Annotated in this window: 16 protein-coding genes; 11 read left to right on the plus strand and 5 right to left on the minus strand. The window is 39.8% G+C overall.

What is annotated here, in order from left to right; all coding sequences use genetic code 11:
* Positions 1-23 precede the first annotated feature (23 nt).
* Positions 24-1,037, plus strand: coding sequence for an EF-P beta-lysylation protein EpmB (epmB, locus tag QT16_RS02940; RefSeq protein ID WP_033031971.1), 1,014 nt, complete (start codon positions 24-26; stop codon positions 1,035-1,037).
* Here the strand turns inward: epmB and QT16_RS02945 are convergent.
* Entirely contained in the window at positions 1,034-1,243 is a 210-nt protein-coding gene (locus QT16_RS02945) for a hypothetical protein (RefSeq protein WP_002960797.1), read from the minus strand. The genes epmB and QT16_RS02945 overlap by 4 nt on opposite strands.
* Before the next feature lie 71 nt (positions 1,244-1,314).
* Between QT16_RS02945 and QT16_RS02950 the strand changes: the two genes are divergently transcribed.
* Entirely contained in the window at positions 1,315-1,605 is a 291-nt protein-coding gene (locus tag QT16_RS02950) for a hypothetical protein (RefSeq protein WP_002960798.1), read from the plus strand.
* 47 nt (positions 1,606-1,652) lie between these two features.
* Here QT16_RS02950 and QT16_RS02955 read toward each other — a convergent pair whose 3' ends face one another.
* Positions 1,653-2,144, minus strand: a complete 492-nt coding sequence (locus tag QT16_RS02955; RefSeq protein WP_024606381.1) for a DUF3016 domain-containing protein — start codon at positions 2,142-2,144, stop codon at positions 1,653-1,655.
* A gap of 275 nt (positions 2,145-2,419) precedes the next feature.
* On the opposite strand from QT16_RS02955, the gene galE reads away from it, so the two are divergent.
* Positions 2,420-3,436, plus strand: coding sequence for a UDP-glucose 4-epimerase GalE (gene galE, locus QT16_RS02960; RefSeq protein WP_002960801.1), 1,017 nt, complete (start codon positions 2,420-2,422; stop codon positions 3,434-3,436).
* A gap of 1,411 nt (positions 3,437-4,847) precedes the next feature.
* Here galE and QT16_RS02965 read toward each other — a convergent pair.
* Together QT16_RS02965 and QT16_RS02970 are read right to left on the minus strand one after the other, a co-directional pair.
* Positions 4,848-5,528, minus strand: a complete 681-nt coding sequence (locus QT16_RS02965; protein WP_002960803.1) for a Fe2+-dependent dioxygenase — start codon at positions 5,526-5,528, stop codon at positions 4,848-4,850.
* 89 nt (positions 5,529-5,617) lie between these two features.
* On the minus strand, positions 5,618-7,798 hold the full coding sequence (locus QT16_RS02970; RefSeq protein WP_039485496.1) for a TonB-dependent receptor: 2,181 nt from the start codon (positions 7,796-7,798) through the stop codon (positions 5,618-5,620).
* Between the two features lie 217 nt (positions 7,799-8,015).
* On the opposite strand from QT16_RS02970, the gene QT16_RS02975 reads away from it, so the two are divergent.
* Genes QT16_RS02975 through QT16_RS03000 form a run of 6 tightly spaced genes read left to right on the plus strand, consistent with a single transcriptional unit; the run spans position 8,016 to position 13,001 of the window.
* Positions 8,016-8,789 (plus strand): DUF3450 family protein, encoded by a 774-nt coding sequence (locus tag QT16_RS02975; protein ID WP_039485498.1) that lies wholly within the window; start codon positions 8,016-8,018, stop codon positions 8,787-8,789.
* Entirely contained in the window at positions 8,789-10,114 is a 1,326-nt protein-coding gene (locus QT16_RS02980) for a MotA/TolQ/ExbB proton channel family protein (RefSeq protein ID WP_039485500.1), read from the plus strand. The genes QT16_RS02975 and QT16_RS02980 overlap by 1 nt, the downstream gene beginning before the upstream one ends.
* Positions 10,107-10,487, plus strand: a complete 381-nt coding sequence (locus QT16_RS02985; protein ID WP_002960812.1) for a MotA/TolQ/ExbB proton channel family protein — start codon at positions 10,107-10,109, stop codon at positions 10,485-10,487. Before QT16_RS02980 ends, QT16_RS02985 begins: the two co-directional genes overlap by 8 nt.
* Before the next feature lie 4 nt (positions 10,488-10,491).
* Entirely contained in the window at positions 10,492-10,896 is a 405-nt protein-coding gene (locus QT16_RS02990) for an ExbD/TolR family protein (protein WP_036981164.1), read from the plus strand.
* A 1-nt stretch (position 10,897) separates the two neighbouring features.
* On the plus strand, positions 10,898-11,554 hold the full coding sequence (locus QT16_RS02995; RefSeq protein WP_039485507.1) for an energy transducer TonB: 657 nt from the start codon (positions 10,898-10,900) through the stop codon (positions 11,552-11,554).
* Positions 11,555-11,573: 19 nt separating this feature from the next.
* Entirely contained in the window at positions 11,574-13,001 is a 1,428-nt protein-coding gene (locus tag QT16_RS03000; protein ID WP_039486045.1) for a tetratricopeptide repeat protein, read from the plus strand.
* 880 nt (positions 13,002-13,881) lie between these two features.
* Here QT16_RS03000 and zapE read toward each other — a convergent pair.
* Positions 13,882-14,991, minus strand: coding sequence for a cell division protein ZapE (gene zapE / locus QT16_RS03005; protein ID WP_039485510.1), 1,110 nt, complete (start codon positions 14,989-14,991; stop codon positions 13,882-13,884).
* Between the two features lie 59 nt (positions 14,992-15,050).
* Here zapE and rsuA point away from each other — a divergent pair, with 59 nt between their 5' ends.
* Positions 15,051-15,749 carry a 16S rRNA pseudouridine(516) synthase RsuA gene (gene rsuA / locus QT16_RS03010; RefSeq protein ID WP_039485514.1) on the plus strand — a complete coding sequence of 233 codons (699 nt, stop codon included), beginning with the start codon at positions 15,051-15,053 and terminating at the stop codon, positions 15,747-15,749.
* Positions 15,750-15,869: 120 nt separating this feature from the next.
* The gene (gene rluA / locus QT16_RS03015) at positions 15,870-16,523 is read left to right on the plus strand and encodes a bifunctional tRNA pseudouridine(32) synthase/23S rRNA pseudouridine(746) synthase RluA (protein ID WP_039485517.1); all 654 of its coding nucleotides are present in this window, start codon (positions 15,870-15,872) and stop codon (positions 16,521-16,523) included.
* The last annotated feature ends 18 nt before the right edge of the window (positions 16,524-16,541 follow it).

Below are 16,541 nucleotides of genomic sequence, written 5' to 3' on the forward strand. Positions count from 1 at the left end.
TTTTTCGAGTAATCTACATGCCAATGATACAAAGAAATGAAGCAAATTTGCATAAAAACTGGCAAAAAGAATTAGCAAATGTAGTTACCTGCCCAAAAACCTTGCTTGAAATGGTCGGTTTATCGAGCCAAGTCCATGAAAACGACCTAAAAGCCCGTAGTTTATTTCCGGTACGCGTGCCTATCCCTTTTATAAAAAAAATACGCAAAGGCGATCCAAACGATCCTCTTTTGCTACAAGTTATGCCACGTCATCAAGAATTTTTAACTAAGTCGGGTTTTAATAAAGATCCCCTACTTGAGCAAGATAACGAACAACCCGGCCTTTTACATAAGTATAAATCACGTGTTTTAGTAATGTTTAAAACCGGCTGTGCAGTCAATTGTCGTTACTGCTTTAGAAGGCATTTTCCGTATCAAGAAAACCAACTTAATAAAAAAAGCCTGCTTGAAACACTAAGCTACATAAAATCAGATGCCAATATAAACGAAGTGATTTTAAGTGGTGGCGATCCGCTGATGGCCAAAGACGATGCAATAAGTTGGTTTTTAGATGAGCTTGAGCAATTACCACAAATAAAACGAATGCGAATTCATAGCCGCTTGCCAGTAGTTATACCCACGCGGGTTACCGATGAGTTATGTGAGAGATTAGCAAAATCGCCATTAAAAATTATTTTTATTAATCATATAAACCACGCCAACGAAATAGACGCTGACTTTAAAGCAGCCATGCAAAAGCTTAAACAAGCAAACGTAACGCTTTTAAACCAAGCTGTAATTTTAAAAGATGTGAACGATACGCTCGATGCGCAAATAAATTTAAGCGAAGCGTTATTTGACGCAGACGTATTACCGTATTATTTGTATTTGCTCGATAAAGTTGAAGGGGCCAGCCACTTTGATATTAACGAAGAAGACGCAATAAAAATAATGGCAGAGCTATTAAAAGCCCTGCCTGGATTTTTAGTGCCTAAGTTAGTGAGAGAAATAGGTGGTCAAAAAAGCAAAACACCTATCGATCTTAAACTAATTTAAACATATATATTTACGTTGTTACCCAATGATGCAGTTACCGACTTAGCCGGTGTTTGTGCACTTGACGATTGTGCAGCACCTTCAATAAGTGCAAGTGCTGCTGCGCCATCTGCTAGTTGCTGCTTTTTAGATAAAGCAGCGCTATAAAGCTCACTGCCTTGGCCTGAGCCAGAAACAGCGGGTAAACTTGTGCCTGATATATTCATATAACAAACCTGACTTTTAAATGTAATCCAAGTATTATGTCGGCCATGCAGTACAAAGCTTTAGGAAAACCATGGATTCAATTATTGAACAACTCAATACTAATTTAAAAATTGTTTATCGTCAGGCGCTTGATGCCGACAAAAAACTCGATGAACTACAACAGCAAGGCCATGGCAAATTTAAAGCCTTATTTGCACAAGATGCTGGTTTTAGCTTTGAAGCTAAACGTTTTAAGCCGTACGTTCTTGACGTAGCCGCTGACGTTGAAAGCTTATCTAACGATGGTTTTGATGAAGAAAAACTTAAAACAACCGTTATTAAGTTACAACAAATACTCACGCTGTTAGCTACTTTTAAGTAAAGCTTAAAAATAAAAATGCCGCTATTTAGCGGCATTTTTATTTTAAGTTAATCTAAACTTGGTAATATTTGCTCACCAAACCACTCTGTTAATAAGCGTTTTTCGTAATATAGTGATTCGTCGCGGCCCATTTTAATTTTATCCATAAAGCCCATATCTTTGAGCTCCACATCAGTATCTTTACTAAGCACTGTACCGTCGTTATCGGTTAACGAATAATTAAGCTTAATGCGTGGAAAGTATATTGGTTTTACTACACGAATTTCCTCCATACCACCATAACGCACATCTCCCGCTAAATCTAAATCAGTAAACTCTACGTTTAACTTATAATCTTTTGGTAGTTGCTCAGCTAATTTAGACATATGTTTTTCAAAACTTGCCGCAATACTTTTGTGATACGAGCCCTTAGCTTGGTTAGACGCTCGCACATCACGATAATCATTAAAGTCATTCCATTTAACAACAGACTCACCAGCATGGGCAAGCGCAGGTAATGCGATACACATTGTTGTTGCTATTTTTTTAACTAAATTCATATCTTTCTCCAAAGAGGTAACCAATCACAAAAGTGTGGATTGGAGTAAACCTAGTATTAGCTATTACTAGAGCTATTTTAGCACTTGTTTATTAACTATAACTTAATCTTACAAATCAAGTGTTACTTGTTTTGCACAAAATGCAATCAAAAGTATTTAATGTGCTGATATAAAAAAATACGATTAAAATCATATAAATTACAGATAAAACATGTAAATCACCTCTATTTATGGTGAAATTAACTTAATTGATAAAAGGTACCCACGGAGCTTTCATGACTATTTTAGTAACCGGTGGCGCAGGCTATATTGGCTCGCACACTGTTTTAGAACTTTTACAGCAAGGTAACGATGTTGTTGTTATTGATAATTTAAGTAACTCATCACAAGAATCACTTGCGCGCGTAAAAAATATAACAGGTAAAGAAGCCACTTTTTACCAAGGCGATATTCTCGATAAACCCTTTTTAGATTCTGTATTTGCAAAACACACGGTTGATAGTGTTATACATTTTGCGGGTTTAAAATCAGTGGGCGAGTCGGTTGCAAAGCCAGTTGAATACTATCAAAACAACGTTCAAGGTACGCTTACGCTTGTTGATGCGATGCGCGATGCGGGTGTATTTAAATTGGTATTTAGCTCGTCAGCCACGGTTTACGGCGACCCTGCAAGCTTACCAATCAAAGAAGATTTCCCTGTAGGCGGTACTACCAACCCTTACGGCACATCTAAGTTAATGGTTGAAATGATGCTACAAGATATCGCTAAATCAGATGAGCGCTTTGCGTTTGCTATTTTGCGTTACTTTAACCCAGTGGGTGCACATGAGTCGGGCTTAATTGGTGAAGATCCTAATGGTATTCCAAACAACCTTTTACCGTTTATCGCACAAGTAGCGGTAGGTAAATTAAAGCAGCTCGCTGTATTTGGTGATGACTACGACACAGTTGATGGCACAGGTGTACGCGACTATATACACGTTGTAGATTTAGCTATTGGTCATTTAAAAGCGCTTGATAAAATTGCCAGCAGTACGGGTGCATTAGTTTATAACCTAGGTACTGGTAATGGTTACTCTGTACTACAAATGGTTAATGCATTTATTAAAGCAAGCGATCAGGCTGTACCCTATCAGGTTTCACCTCGCCGCCCTGGTGATATTGCAGCGTGTTATGCAGCGCCAGAAAAAGCACTTAATGAACTTGGCTGGGAAGCAGTGCGCGGTATTGATGAAATGATGCAAGATACCTGGCGCTGGCAGTCAAATAACCCAAATGGTTATAAGGGTTAAGTAAAAAGGGCAAGCTCGTCACGCCAGCAAGCTGTGCGTCTACAGGTAATTTAACCATAGCGTTAAATTCAGACTGTAGGCGTGAAGCTTGCTCACGCGAAAAGCGCAGCTTTTAAAATTGATTGTTACTTACTCTTTACTTCTCTAAAGCGCAGCGCCCTCTTAACCTCTTTGTGAATAAATCACTTAAAACCTTATTGCACAAAGAGAAGTAAAAGAGGAATAAATGAGAAGAGACCAAAACCTAGAAATTACGAGCTTCGCTCGTTACGCCAGCAAGCTGCGCGTCTACACGTAATTTAACCACAGCGTTAAGTTTTGGCTGTAGGTGTAGCGCTTGCTCACGCGAAAAGCGCAGCTTTTAAAATTGATTGTCACTTACTCTTTACTTCTCTAAAGCGCAGCGCCCTCTTAGCCTTTTTGTGAATAAATCACTTAAAACCTTATTGCACAAAGAGAAGTAAAAGAGGAATAAATGGGAAGAAACCAAAACCTAGAAATTACGAGCTTCGCTCGTCACGCCAGCAAGCTGGGCGTCTACAAGTAATTTAACCACAGCGTTAAATTCAGACTGTAGGCGTGAAGCTTGCTCACGCGAAAAGCGCAGCTTTTAAAATTGATTGTTACTTACTCTTTACTTCTCTAAAGCGCAGCGACCTCTTAGCCTCTTTGTGAATAAATCACTTAAAATCTTATTGCACAAAGAGAAGTATAAGAGGAGTAAATGAGAAGAGACCAAAACCTAGAAATTACGAGCTTCGCGCGTTACGCCAGCAAGCTGCGCGTCTACAGGTAATTTAACCATAGCGTTAAGTTTTGGCTGTAGGCGTAGCGCTTGCTCAAGCGAAAGGCGCAGCTTTTAAAATTGATTGTTACTTACTTTTTACTTCTCTAAAGCGCAGCGCCCTCTTAACCTCTTTGTGAATAAATCACTTAAAATCTTATTGCACAAAGAGAAGTAAAAGAGGAATAAATGAGAAGAGACCAAAACATAGAAATTACGAGCTTCGCTCGTCACGCCAGCAAGCTGTGCGTCTACAGGTAATTTAACCACAGCGTTAAGTTTTGGCTGTAGGTGTAGCGCTTGCTCACGCGAAAAGCGCAGCTTTTAAAATTGATTGTCACTTACTCTTTACTTCTCTAAAGCGCAGCGCCCTCTTAGCCTCTTTGTGAATAAATCACTTAAAACCTTATTGCACAAAGAGAAGAAAAAGAGGAATAAATAAGAAGAAACCAAAACCTAGAAATTACGAGCTTCGCTCGTTACGCCAGCAAGCTGCGCGTCTACAGGTAATTTAACCACAGCGTTAAGTTTTAATTGTAGGCGTAGCGCTTGCTCACGCGAAAAGCGCAGCTTTTAATTACTTATATTTAATTACTTATATCTAGTATTTAATAACGAGTATATTCGTTATGTCTGTGCCCACTGTCTTAGTAAGTTATGGTACACACCTGTTAATTGAATAATCTCTGGGCTATCTTCTACTTTGCTGCGCAAACTTTGAATCGACATATCTAAATCAAATAACAAACCACGTTTTTCGTCGCTGTTTACCATGCTTTGCAGCCAAAAAAATGAGGCTAATCTGCGCCCACTCGTTACAGGCATTACACGATGTAAACTCGTTGAAGGGTACAACACCATACTGCCTGCGGGCAGCTTTACACTGTGTGAGCCATAAGTGTCTTCAATAACAAGTTCACCGCCCTCATAGTCTTCAGGGTCGTTAATAAATAACGTCATTGATACATCTGTACGAATTTTTACTGGCGTACCCGGCACTTGTCTAATTGCATTATCTACATGCACACCAAACGATTGCCCGCCTTGATAGCAATTAAATAACGGAGGAAAAATTTTTGCAGGAAGTGCAGCCGACATAAACAAATTACTACGCGCAAGTGCTGCCATAATAATATCGCCAAGCTCTTGGCATTCAGGGCTATTTTCAGGTAGCTGTAAGTTATTTTTTGCTTTGGTTGATTGATGACCTGCGGTAATACTGCCATCGGCCCACTGCGCTTTAAGCAAAACCTCATGGCAATACGCCACTTCTTCTTTCGTTAATAGCTCTGGAATTTTAACTATCATGTGCGCCCTCTCACATTTTCATCAAATAATTAAGGGCAGGTAATAGGCCTGCCCTTATGCTTACTTTTATTTTTTAATTTGTTTTAAAATTAAAAAGAGTAGCTCGCTGTTAAACTAAACTTACGACCATCACCTGGTACAAAGTGTCCACCACCTAACTGATCAACGTAATCTTTATCACCTAGGTTTTCACCATTAAGCTGCAGGCTCAAATCTTTTGATATGTCATACGCAACCATCAGGTCAAAAATAGTATAACCTGGCGCACGAGAGCGTGTTGACGTAGTGCCGTTGTAACGCTCACCTACATACTGCGCACCTAAACCAAACGATAACTTATCCGACATATCGTACGTAGTCCAAACACTCGCGCTATTTTTAGGCGTACGTGCAAGCTCGTTACCAATTTGAGTTGCGTCGTCGCCTAATGCTTCTGTTACTTCGCTATCTTGGTAAGTGTATGAAGCAATTACAGTCCACTCTTTAGTAATTAGGCCCGTTGCTGAAAGCTCTAAACCTTGAACGCGCTGTTCACCACCAAGTATTTCGTCACTTGAGCTATCTGCAAATGGGTCATCAGTACGGGCATTGGTTTTTTCAGTACGGAAAAGTGCAGCATTAGTTTGCAGGCGGCCATCCATTAGGCTCCATTTAGTTCCTAATTCATAACTGCGACTTTCTTCTGCGTCTAAATCAGCTGCATTTGAACGCGTAGATACCGTTAGGCTTTCCGCCGATGGGTTAAATGAATTCCCCGCGCCTAAATATACACTGCCGTTTTCTGAAGGTTTATAAACTACAGCTGCATTCCAGCTAAATAAGTCGTCACTTGTAGAAATTAAAGCGCTTGGATCATTGTAATCGTTGTGATAATCCGTAGTGAAGCTATCAAAGCGAATTCCACCTGTAACTTCCCATTGCTTGTTAAGCGTCACTGTATCAAATGCATAAATAGCTTGGTTTTTAGCTTTAGCTTCAATGCTTGTACCGTCACGGCCGTACACACCCGTAAATGCAATTGTTGCATCAGGCTTGTATAAGTCGTTACGTATTCCATCTTCAATTAGGTTATCAGGCGTAGTTGCAACAAAGTTATGGCGTGTAAACGTTTCATTTGCAAGTTCAACACCCACTACTACGTCGTGAGTAAAGCCAGCAAACTCATAGTTACCAATTAAATCAACTTGAAGTGCAGCAAGTGAATTTTCAGTATCACGTGTTTTTTCATCTGCAAAGGTAATGTCAGTGTCTGTTGTAACCGAGAAATAACGCGGTGCAGTTGTTACTGATTCACGCTTAACTTTACCTAAACGACCTTGCACACGTAACGTAGTATTTTGAGAAAAATCATACTCATAACGAGCTGTTGTTGAGTAAGCTTCAATATCTTCGTAATCACGGTAAATATTACCGTAAAAGTTATCAAAGTCGACAGGAGAAGGTGAGCGTGCACTATCTGCTAGTTCAGCTACTGGCGTATCACTGTAAACCCAAGGAATACCATAATCTGGTAAATTGTCTTGGCGTTGATACTCTAGGTTTAAATCAAAACGGCTGTTTGTACCAAGCCCTGTTGCAAATGCAAACGCAACAGCATTTGTTTCGTTTTCAACATGATCACGACCTGCAACATCACCTTTATCAGTAAGAAGATTAATACGTAGTGCGCTTGTGTCGTTTACTTGGATGTTAGTATCAAAACGACCACGGTAATCGTTTTCTGTACCTAAACGTAGAGAAACGTCGTTAAAGTTGTCTAACTTCGCTTTTTTACTTTCTAAATTAACACTACCACCTGTTGCGCCACGACCAGAAACTGCAGAGCCTGGGCCTTTTGCAACTTCAACGGCTTCAATGTTGTAAATATCACGTGTGTAACCTGCAACATCGCGAATACCATCAACAAAAATATCATTTGTTGCACTAAAACCACGAATCGACATGCTATCGCCAGTAGGTGAGCCACCCTCACCTGCTGCTAAAGAAATACCTGAAACATTACGCAAAGCATCACGTAGGCTATCTACGTTTCTGTCTTTCATTACCGCTTGGTTGATTACTGTTACCGTTTTAGCTGTATCGAGTAGCGGTTGAGTGTATTTATGCGACGTTGATTTTTCTACAACATAACTAGACTCAGTTTTAGTTTCTGCTTTGGTTACCGATAGTTCTTGAACATCCTGTGCACTTGCCCAAGTTGAAAGCGTAGCTGTAACAACCGCTGCAATTGGCTTCACGTACGCATTTCCTTTATTCGATGGCTTACTCATGGTTACTCCGTAGTTTTTATTAAGCACTTAACTATTGTTAATTTAAGGTACATATTTAATTTCGGCGAAATCCTACCACTCAAACAACGCAATGTAAACGATAACTGTTATCAATTGCATTGTTATGTGAATTCCTATATTGTATACACACTCAAAAATTAACAGTAATTACGTCCTTGTAATTGCTCGTCGTAACTTTCAGGATTGTTGTTAAGTAATGCGAAGCTTAATTAAACCAATTAGCGTAGTTATCGCGCTTTGTAGCACTATGGCAGTAAAAGCCGACACTGTTAGTGAGCTAGAACAACTCGTTAATAAATGGCTACAAATAGAAAATCAAAACACAGAATTAAATACTCATTGGCTTGAACAAAAAAGCAGTATGGAGCAAACCTTAACGCTTCTTAATGCCGAGCAGCAGCAACTTAGCGAGCTTAATCAGCGTAGAAAAAAAAGCACCAGTGAGCTTGCCCAAAAACGCGAACAGCTTGTAACTCAGCAATCAGAACTTGAAAATGCTCAACAGCAATTAAATGATCAACTAGCACGTATTTCTGGGCAATTACTTTCATTACAAGTGCAGCTCCCCCCGCCACTTTTGAGTAGTTGGAAAAACGCCGGTGATTTAAGCGATTCAAAACTCAGTACAACTGACAAATTACAAACAGCACTAAAAATGCTGACTCTACTTAATGATTTTCAACAACGTATTTCTATTCACGAAATGGCTATTAAGCATCCTGACGGGCAAGAAGTATGGGTTAAGCAGCTTTATTTAGGTGCAGCTCAAGCATGGTTTGTAAGCGAAGACTTAAGTTATGTAGGTATTGGTTTTCCAAGTGATTTAGGTTGGCAGTGGGAGTTTGATTCAAGCATTAATGCAGAACAAGTTGCACTGGGTATTGCTGTACAGCAAAAAAAGCGCGCTGCTGATTGGGTAACACTCCCAATATTAAGTTATGTAAATAAAAACCAGCAAGGGGCTAAATAATGGCGACTAACAGCATAGTTAAAGTATTTAGCGCCACAGTTTTACTTTTTAGTGCAAACATTTCTTTTGCAGCTAGCAGTGATGATGCCAAACAAAGTATTTTAAATGATATTAAAACAGCGCAACATACTCTAAATAAAACTCAAAATAGTATTTCAAAAGAGCAAGCAATCCTTGCAAAGCAAATTTTTACCAAGCAGCAATCGCTCAGTAAATTACGCGAACAAGCCGCCGTTAATCGCCGCCTAGCTGACGAAAACACATTAAGCCTTGATCAGTTACAAACCCGATTAGACACTTGGCAACAGCAGCAGCAATATCAATTAAACTTACTTAGCCGTTTTGTTCGCCAAAATATCAGCAATAGTGCTAGCAGTAACGAGTCGGCTAATAGCCAAAACGAGTTATTAAGCCATGTTGTATCGCTAATTAATAATCAAGAGCAGGCACTTTATCCACAGTTTAAAAAACAATCGGTTGTGCTAAGTAATGGCGAATTAAGCCAAGCTAATACCCTTCAAGTAGGGCCTGTTGCATGGTTTAGTACGCAAACACCTAAACTTATGGGTTTATTAAATTTAGATGATGAATCTAATGCATTAAAAGTAGCGTTAGTACAATCAACAAGTGACGACAACCCACTCGACAATACTTTAAAGCAAAACGGTGTAGGCTCTACATTACTTACTTTTGATCCTAGTTTAACGCACTTAGTAACTAGCCAAGCCCAACAAGAAAGTCCGCTTGAACACCTAGAAAAAGGCGGTTTATGGGCTATCCCTATTATTTTATTTGCCTGCTTTGCACTTACCATTGCGCTATTAAAAGCCGCACAGCTACTACGTTTAAGTAAAATTAAAATGCACTCTCAAATGCAATTACAGCAACTTTTTAAAGCTGAAAATAGCAGTGAATTTGCAGGTATGCAGCAGCAGCTATTTAACTTAACGCTACAAAGCGAAAAAGGCCAAGTACGAGACGATCAATTATTTAATCAGTTAATTCATGATAAGCATAAACTCGATAACTTTATTGGCGCTATTGCCGTTACGGCTGCTGTAGCCCCTCTACTTGGGTTATTAGGCACTGTTAGCGGCATGATCGAAACATTTAAAATGATGACCTTGTTTGGCTCAGGCGATCCAGAAGTTGTATCGGGCGGTATTGCACAAGCACTTATAACAACCGAGTTAGGTTTAGTTGTTGCTATACCAGCACTCGTTTTAAATGCACTGTTATCGCGTAAAGCAAAAGCGTACTACAGCCAACTAGAAGGCTTTGCATTACAACTAAGCCAACTAGAAAAAGGAGCAAACAATGTTTGAAAAAATAGTTAGTAACCCTATTTGCTGGTGTATTCTTTTACTCGCTTTATTTGTATACCAGCTGATTTTTCATGACTTACTGCACCTTAAACAATACCAAGCACAGCGCAAAGGTTATTGGCAAGAAGTTAGCTCTATTTTAACTGCAGCGCTTCCGCTACTTGGTTTATTAGGCACCATTGTTGGTTTGCTTGATACATTTAAAGTAATGGCGCTGGGCCATAACGAGTTAATGAGTGACGCCATTGGTGATGCATTACTAACAACTCAATTGGGCCTTGTGTGCGCTATTCCTGCGTGGTTAATGCAAGCTTACTTAGCGTATTCGCAGCGTAATCCTAAATTACATACGTTAAGTAAACAGTTAGGGTAACACTATGCAATCACGTTTAAAGCACAAGCTAGAGCAAGAAGCGGGGCAACATATCGATATGTCGCCGCTACTTGATGTGGTATTTATATTGCTAATATTTTTTATTGTTACAACCGTATTTGTACGCGAAAGCGGCGTTGAGGTTGATAAACCACAAGCCGTATCGGCCAGTCGTCTTGAGCAGCAAGTTATATTTTTAGCAATAACCGACAACCAACAAGTATTTTTTGATGGCAGCCAAATTGGTGTGGCTGGCGTACGTAGTAGTGTCGAGCAAATGTTAAAGCAGCAACAACGCCCTGTGGTTATTCAAGCTGATAAAACAGTACCTACTGAGTTACTTGTTCAAGTAATTGACGAAGCAAAGCTGGCAGGCGCAGCGCAAGTTAACTTAGCTACGAAACAATAATATGCACACGATTAACCCGCTTCAAAAAACAAAAAACAATCGCCATCCGCTGTTTGCATTTGGCCTTAGCCTCATTGTGCTTAGTGCTGCATTACTGCTTTTATGGCTTGGGCAACTTGCAGAACATCATATGCAAGACAAAGTGGTTGTACGTGAGATTGCCATGGTGGCACTGCCACCTCCGCCACCTCCATCAATATCGCAACAGCAAACAAGTGAGCCAATGCAAAGCTTAGCGGTAGAAGGTGCAGGCGCGTCAATTCAAGCCGTAAAAATTAAGATAAAGAGTGATTTAAGTATTGTAAAACCCGATACACCCAACGTAAAAGTAAGCGCGCCACAATGGCAATCAATGAGTGTAAATTGGGATGCATTTAGCTTAAATCAACTCGATGGTCTCCCCACTTTACTTACTCCCGTCAAGGCCGTTTTACCAAAAAGCTTAACCCGCCGAGGTGTTGATGTATTTACTGTAAAACTCGATGTATTTATTGATGAAAGTGGCAAGTTAAGTTTAATTGAGGTAGTACAAAACCCATACCCTGAACTTAAACCAGCTATCGACAAAATTATTAAACAAAGCCGCTTTAGTGCACCTAAAAAAGAAGGTGAAACCGTACGCGCTCGCTTTATTTGGCCAATCGAATTTAAACCTTAAGCCTATTAAAATGAAAAATATGAATATATTTAAAACGCTAAAACCATTAACTCGCGCAGTTATCACTACTTTAATGTGCTCACTCCCTTTATTAGGTGTAAGTAGCGTGCATGCAAGCGCTGCTAGTACGCCATTAAAAAGTGCGCCACTAAAAGTAACTTTATCGCCTAGCGATCCAACATGGCAGTTGGCTATAAATAATAAATTACTAGGCCCTACAGAGGTTCTTATTGAGCCGACCGAGCGCGGTTTTGCTCGCCAAGTACAACCACTATTACAAGCCGGTAATTACAGTGAAGTTGCGGCGCTATTTAAAGGCCGAGATATAAGCCAAGATAGCACTGCTTTAAACTTATTACGTGCACAAGTACTGCTTTCAACAAAAGACTTTAATAACGCTGAACTAGCTTACCTAGCGTGTTTAAAAGCTTCACCTGATTTAGTAAAAGCACACCAAGGTTTGAGCCTTTTATACATGCAACAAGCAAAGTATGACAAAGCACAAACACACCTAGTTCACAGTATTGAACTTGGCCAAGCTGACGCACAAAGTTATGCGCAACTTGCTTATATACACGTGCAGCATAGCCAACCTTGGAGCGCAGTAGCGGCCTACCGCCAAGCGCTGATGCTTGCTCCTCAAACAGCGCAGTATCAACAAGGGCTATTGTTTGCGTTAATTGAATCGGGTGATTTAAGTCAGGCAAATGCATTATTAAAAGAATTACTCAATAAAACCCCTGATAAAGCTGAACTTTGGCTGCAACGTGCACAAATAGCATTACAGCTTGATCAAAAAAAGCAGGCGCTAGCTGCTATTGAAGTAGCCCTAAAACTCAACCCTAAAGATGCCAGTAACCAGCTTTTAGCAGCCCAGCTGCATTTAACTGAAGGCAGCACTGAACGCGCAGTGAGTTTATTAAAGCAAGGTTTAAAACACGCCACTAAACAGCAGCAAGTTGAAGTTATTAATACCACGATGCAAACTTTAGGCTGGCTTGTATCTCAACAAAAATGGGATTTAGCTAAAGATCTAATAGGCAGCGCAAAAAGATTAACTAAGCAGCTACCCCGTGATGAACAAGCGCAGTTTTCTGTATACAACGCACAAATTGCTATGCAACAAGGTAATACTAAACGTGCTCTTAAAAGCTTAAATAATGCACTTAAAATAAACCCGAATTTAGGTGATGCCCTACTTAGTTTAGCAAGTATATATCGTAGTAAAGGCCAACTCACCCAAGCTAAACTTATGTATGTTCGTGCACAAGCTCTGCCTGATTACCAACTATCGGCGTGGCTTGGATTATCGCAAATAGCGATTGATTCTAAAGACTACCCGAGTGCGCTAAAGCAGCTTAGAAAAGCATTACAAGCTAACCCACAACGCCAGGATTTAATTACTAATATTCGCGCCCTTGAGAATATAGTGCGCCAAGAAGGGTAAGTTTAACACCGTGGTTAAACTGACTTGTAGACGCACAGCTTGCTGGCGTGACGAGCAAAGCTCGTAATTTCTATGCTTTAATGTTTTCTCATTTGCTCCTCTTTGTGCAATAAGATCTTAAGTGATTTATTCACAAAGAAGTTTAGAGAGCGCTTCGCTTTAGAGAAACCAATAAGTAAGCAAAGTAATCAGTTATAAATATTAAAAGCTGCGCTTTTCGCGTGAGCAAGCTAAACGCCTACCAGTAAAAATTTGACGCCGTGGTTAAACTGACTTGTAGACGCACAGCTTGCTGGCGTGACGAGCAAAGCTCGTAATTTCTATGCTTTAATGTCTTCTCATTTACTTCTCTTTGTGCAATAAGGTTTTAAGTGATTTATTCACAAAGAGGTTTAGAGGGCGCTGCGCTTTAGAGAAGTAAAAATACATAATTACTATTGTTTTATGTTTTCTCATTTACTCCTCTTTTACTTCTCTTTGTGCGATAAGTTTTTAGATAATTTATTCACAAGGAGGTTTAGAGGGCGCTTCGCTTTAGAGAAGTAAAAATACATAATTACTATTGTTTTATGTCTTCTCATTTACTCCTCTTTTACTTCTCTTTGTGCAATAAGATCTTAAGGGATTTATTCACAAAGAGGTTGAGAGGGCGCTTCGCTTTAGAGAGGTAAAAATACATAATTACTATGTTTTAATGTCTTCTCATTTACTCCTCTTTTGCTTCTCTTTGTGCAATAAGGTTTTAAGTGATTTATTCACAAAGAGGTTTAGAGAGCGCTTCGCTTTAGAGAAACCAATAAGTAAGCAAAGTAATCAGTTATAAATATTAAAAGCTGCGCTTCTCACTTGAGCAAGCTCGTTTACAATATATATTAAAGCGTTACCAATTTTGCATTTCGACTATGCGTGATTGCGTGCGCGCATATTCAAAGCTCAACTTTTTACCTTTATATAAATGTTCAATGTCGGTTTGCGCATTTATTACCAGCAATTTATGGCAATCGTAAAACTCATCTACTAAGGCAATAAAGCGCCGTGCTTCGTCGTCAAATGTGTGCTCATCAAGCGTTTGTTTTTCGCGTTGGTAGCTATCTTCTATACCGTGAACAATAACTTTACCCGTTGCTTTAACACCCATTTGCGGCACGTTCGATACATATAACACATCAAATTGCGTTGCTAAAAAAATATAATCGTTAGCACTTCGTGGGCCTGAACATAGCGCCATAAAATCAATCATCAAGGCGTTATCTGCTTTTAATAAATAAGGTAAATCGCGCCCATGCACACTAACTGTATTGCTGCATGTTACAGCCGGATACGAAGCTAAAAACTTATTTTCAAAATCGTGAGTTGATAAATTAATAAAATAGTGACGACTGTTTTTACCATATCTAAAGCGGTGATCATCCTCCCCTGCTACGTTAATTATATGACAATGGTTATTAATTAAATCAATAGTAGGTAAAAACCGCGCTCGTTGCAGGCCGTTGTAATAAAGCTGCTCTGGCTTTGCGTTCGATGTGGCCACCAGCACAACACCTTGTTCAAACAATGCATTGAACAATCTGGCCATAATCATGGCATCGCCAATGTCGCTCACAAAAAATTCGTCAAAACACAGTACTCGAATATTTTTAGCCCACTGTTTTGCAATTAGAATGAGTGGATTTTTTTGACCTTGTAGCTGCGAAAGTTGGGCATGCACTTGTGCTATAAAATGATGAAAATGCAGTCGCTGCTTTTGCTCAATAGGTAGGTTTTTATAAAATAAATCCATTAACATGGATTTACCACGCCCTACGGGTCCATATAAATAAATGCCTTTTATTAAGGGCGCTTTTTGCCACCATGATGTGTGAGCTTGAAGTTGCTCGCTTAGCGTATTTAAAGCTTCCACCGCATTTTGCTGCGCTGCATCAAAACACAGTTCACCCGTGTCTATTTTTGCTTGGTAAAGGCTTAAAATTTGTGTGCTGTGCACTGTCATGGTATTTCACTATCGGCTATAATCGCGCCCATTGTAGCCGACTAAAAATGTGAACCAAAATGAAATTCCCTTGCCGCTTAGATAAATTTATTAGCCACTTAGCTGAAATACCGCGCACCCAAGCTCGCGCTAGTATTAAGCGAAAAGAAGTAAGCGTGAATGGCGAAATAATCACATCACATAATTTTCAGCTAGCCCAACAAGATGAAGTACTGCACCAAGGTACGCCTTTGGTATTTTTAGGTAAGCGCTATTACATGCTAAATAAACCTGTTGGCTATGTATGCGCTAACAGCGATGAGCTACATAAAACCGTTTTTGACTTACTTGATGAGCCAAATATGAGCGATTTTCACGTAGCAGGTCGTCTTGATATAGATACCACAGGGTTAGTTATTATTACTAATGATGGCGATTGGTCACATAAAATTACGTCGCCTAAAAGCAATAAATTTAAAACCTACCTAGTAGAAACTCAAGAGCCTATTACCGATGAAGCACTTGAGCAATTACGTACAGGTGTCATGCTGCATAACGAAAAAGATTTAACCCGCCCAGCTATTGCCGAGCGACTTGCTAATTACGGACTGCGTTTATCAATAAGTGAAGGAAAGTATCATCAAGTTAAGCGTATGCTTTACGCGGTAGATAACAAAGTGGTTGAGTTACATCGCGAGCAGATTGCGGGGATTACCCTAGATGAAAACTTGGCTAGTGGTGAATATCGATTATTAACACCCGAAGAAATTAAGTTATAAAAGCGCTTTAAAGGAGCCTAAGGCTTGGACTATTAGTTAAAACAATATAGCCAAACTTTTACTTGAGCCTGTTGGCTTGCTCTACTAAAATAGCGCCCTTCAAAATTACTAAGGTCGGCCGTGTTAGTTAACTACAATCCCCCTATGAGTCCGTATTTAACGATACTTTTTCAGGATGACGACTTACTGATAGTTAATAAACCAAGTGAGTTATTAACTGTCCCAGGTAAAGATCCTAAACATGCCGACAGCTTAATTAATCGTGTTAATCGTGTTTTTCCAACAGCAAGAATAGTGCACCGCTTAGATATGGCGACTTCTGGCATACTGTGCCTTGCCATGAATAAAGCCGCGCACAGACATTTAAGTATGCAGTTTCAAGAGCGCGAAACAGCTAAACGTTACATAGCACGTATATTCGGACACCTTGAAGCTGAAGCAGGATCAGTAGATCTACCCCTTATTTGTGATTGGCCTAATCGCCCTAAACAAATGGTTGATCACGACAGAGGTAAACCTTCGCTTACGCATTTTAAAATACTTGAGCGTGAAGAAAATGCAACCCGTGTAGAGCTAACCCCCATCACTGGTCGCTCGCATCAACTACGTGTGCATATGTTAAGCCTGGGTCATCCTATTTTAGGTGATAGACTTTACGCCCACAAAGAGGCACTTGCTGCAGCCCCTCGCTTACAATTACATGCACAAATGCTGCAATTAAAGCACCCTGTAACTGAGCAAGTACTTACTTTTGAAGCTGAGCCAGAATTTTAACCGGCGCAAATACTTCGT

It is taken from the genome of Pseudoalteromonas distincta (assembly GCF_000814675.1).
Taxonomy (GTDB): domain Bacteria; phylum Pseudomonadota; class Gammaproteobacteria; order Enterobacterales; family Alteromonadaceae; genus Pseudoalteromonas; species Pseudoalteromonas distincta.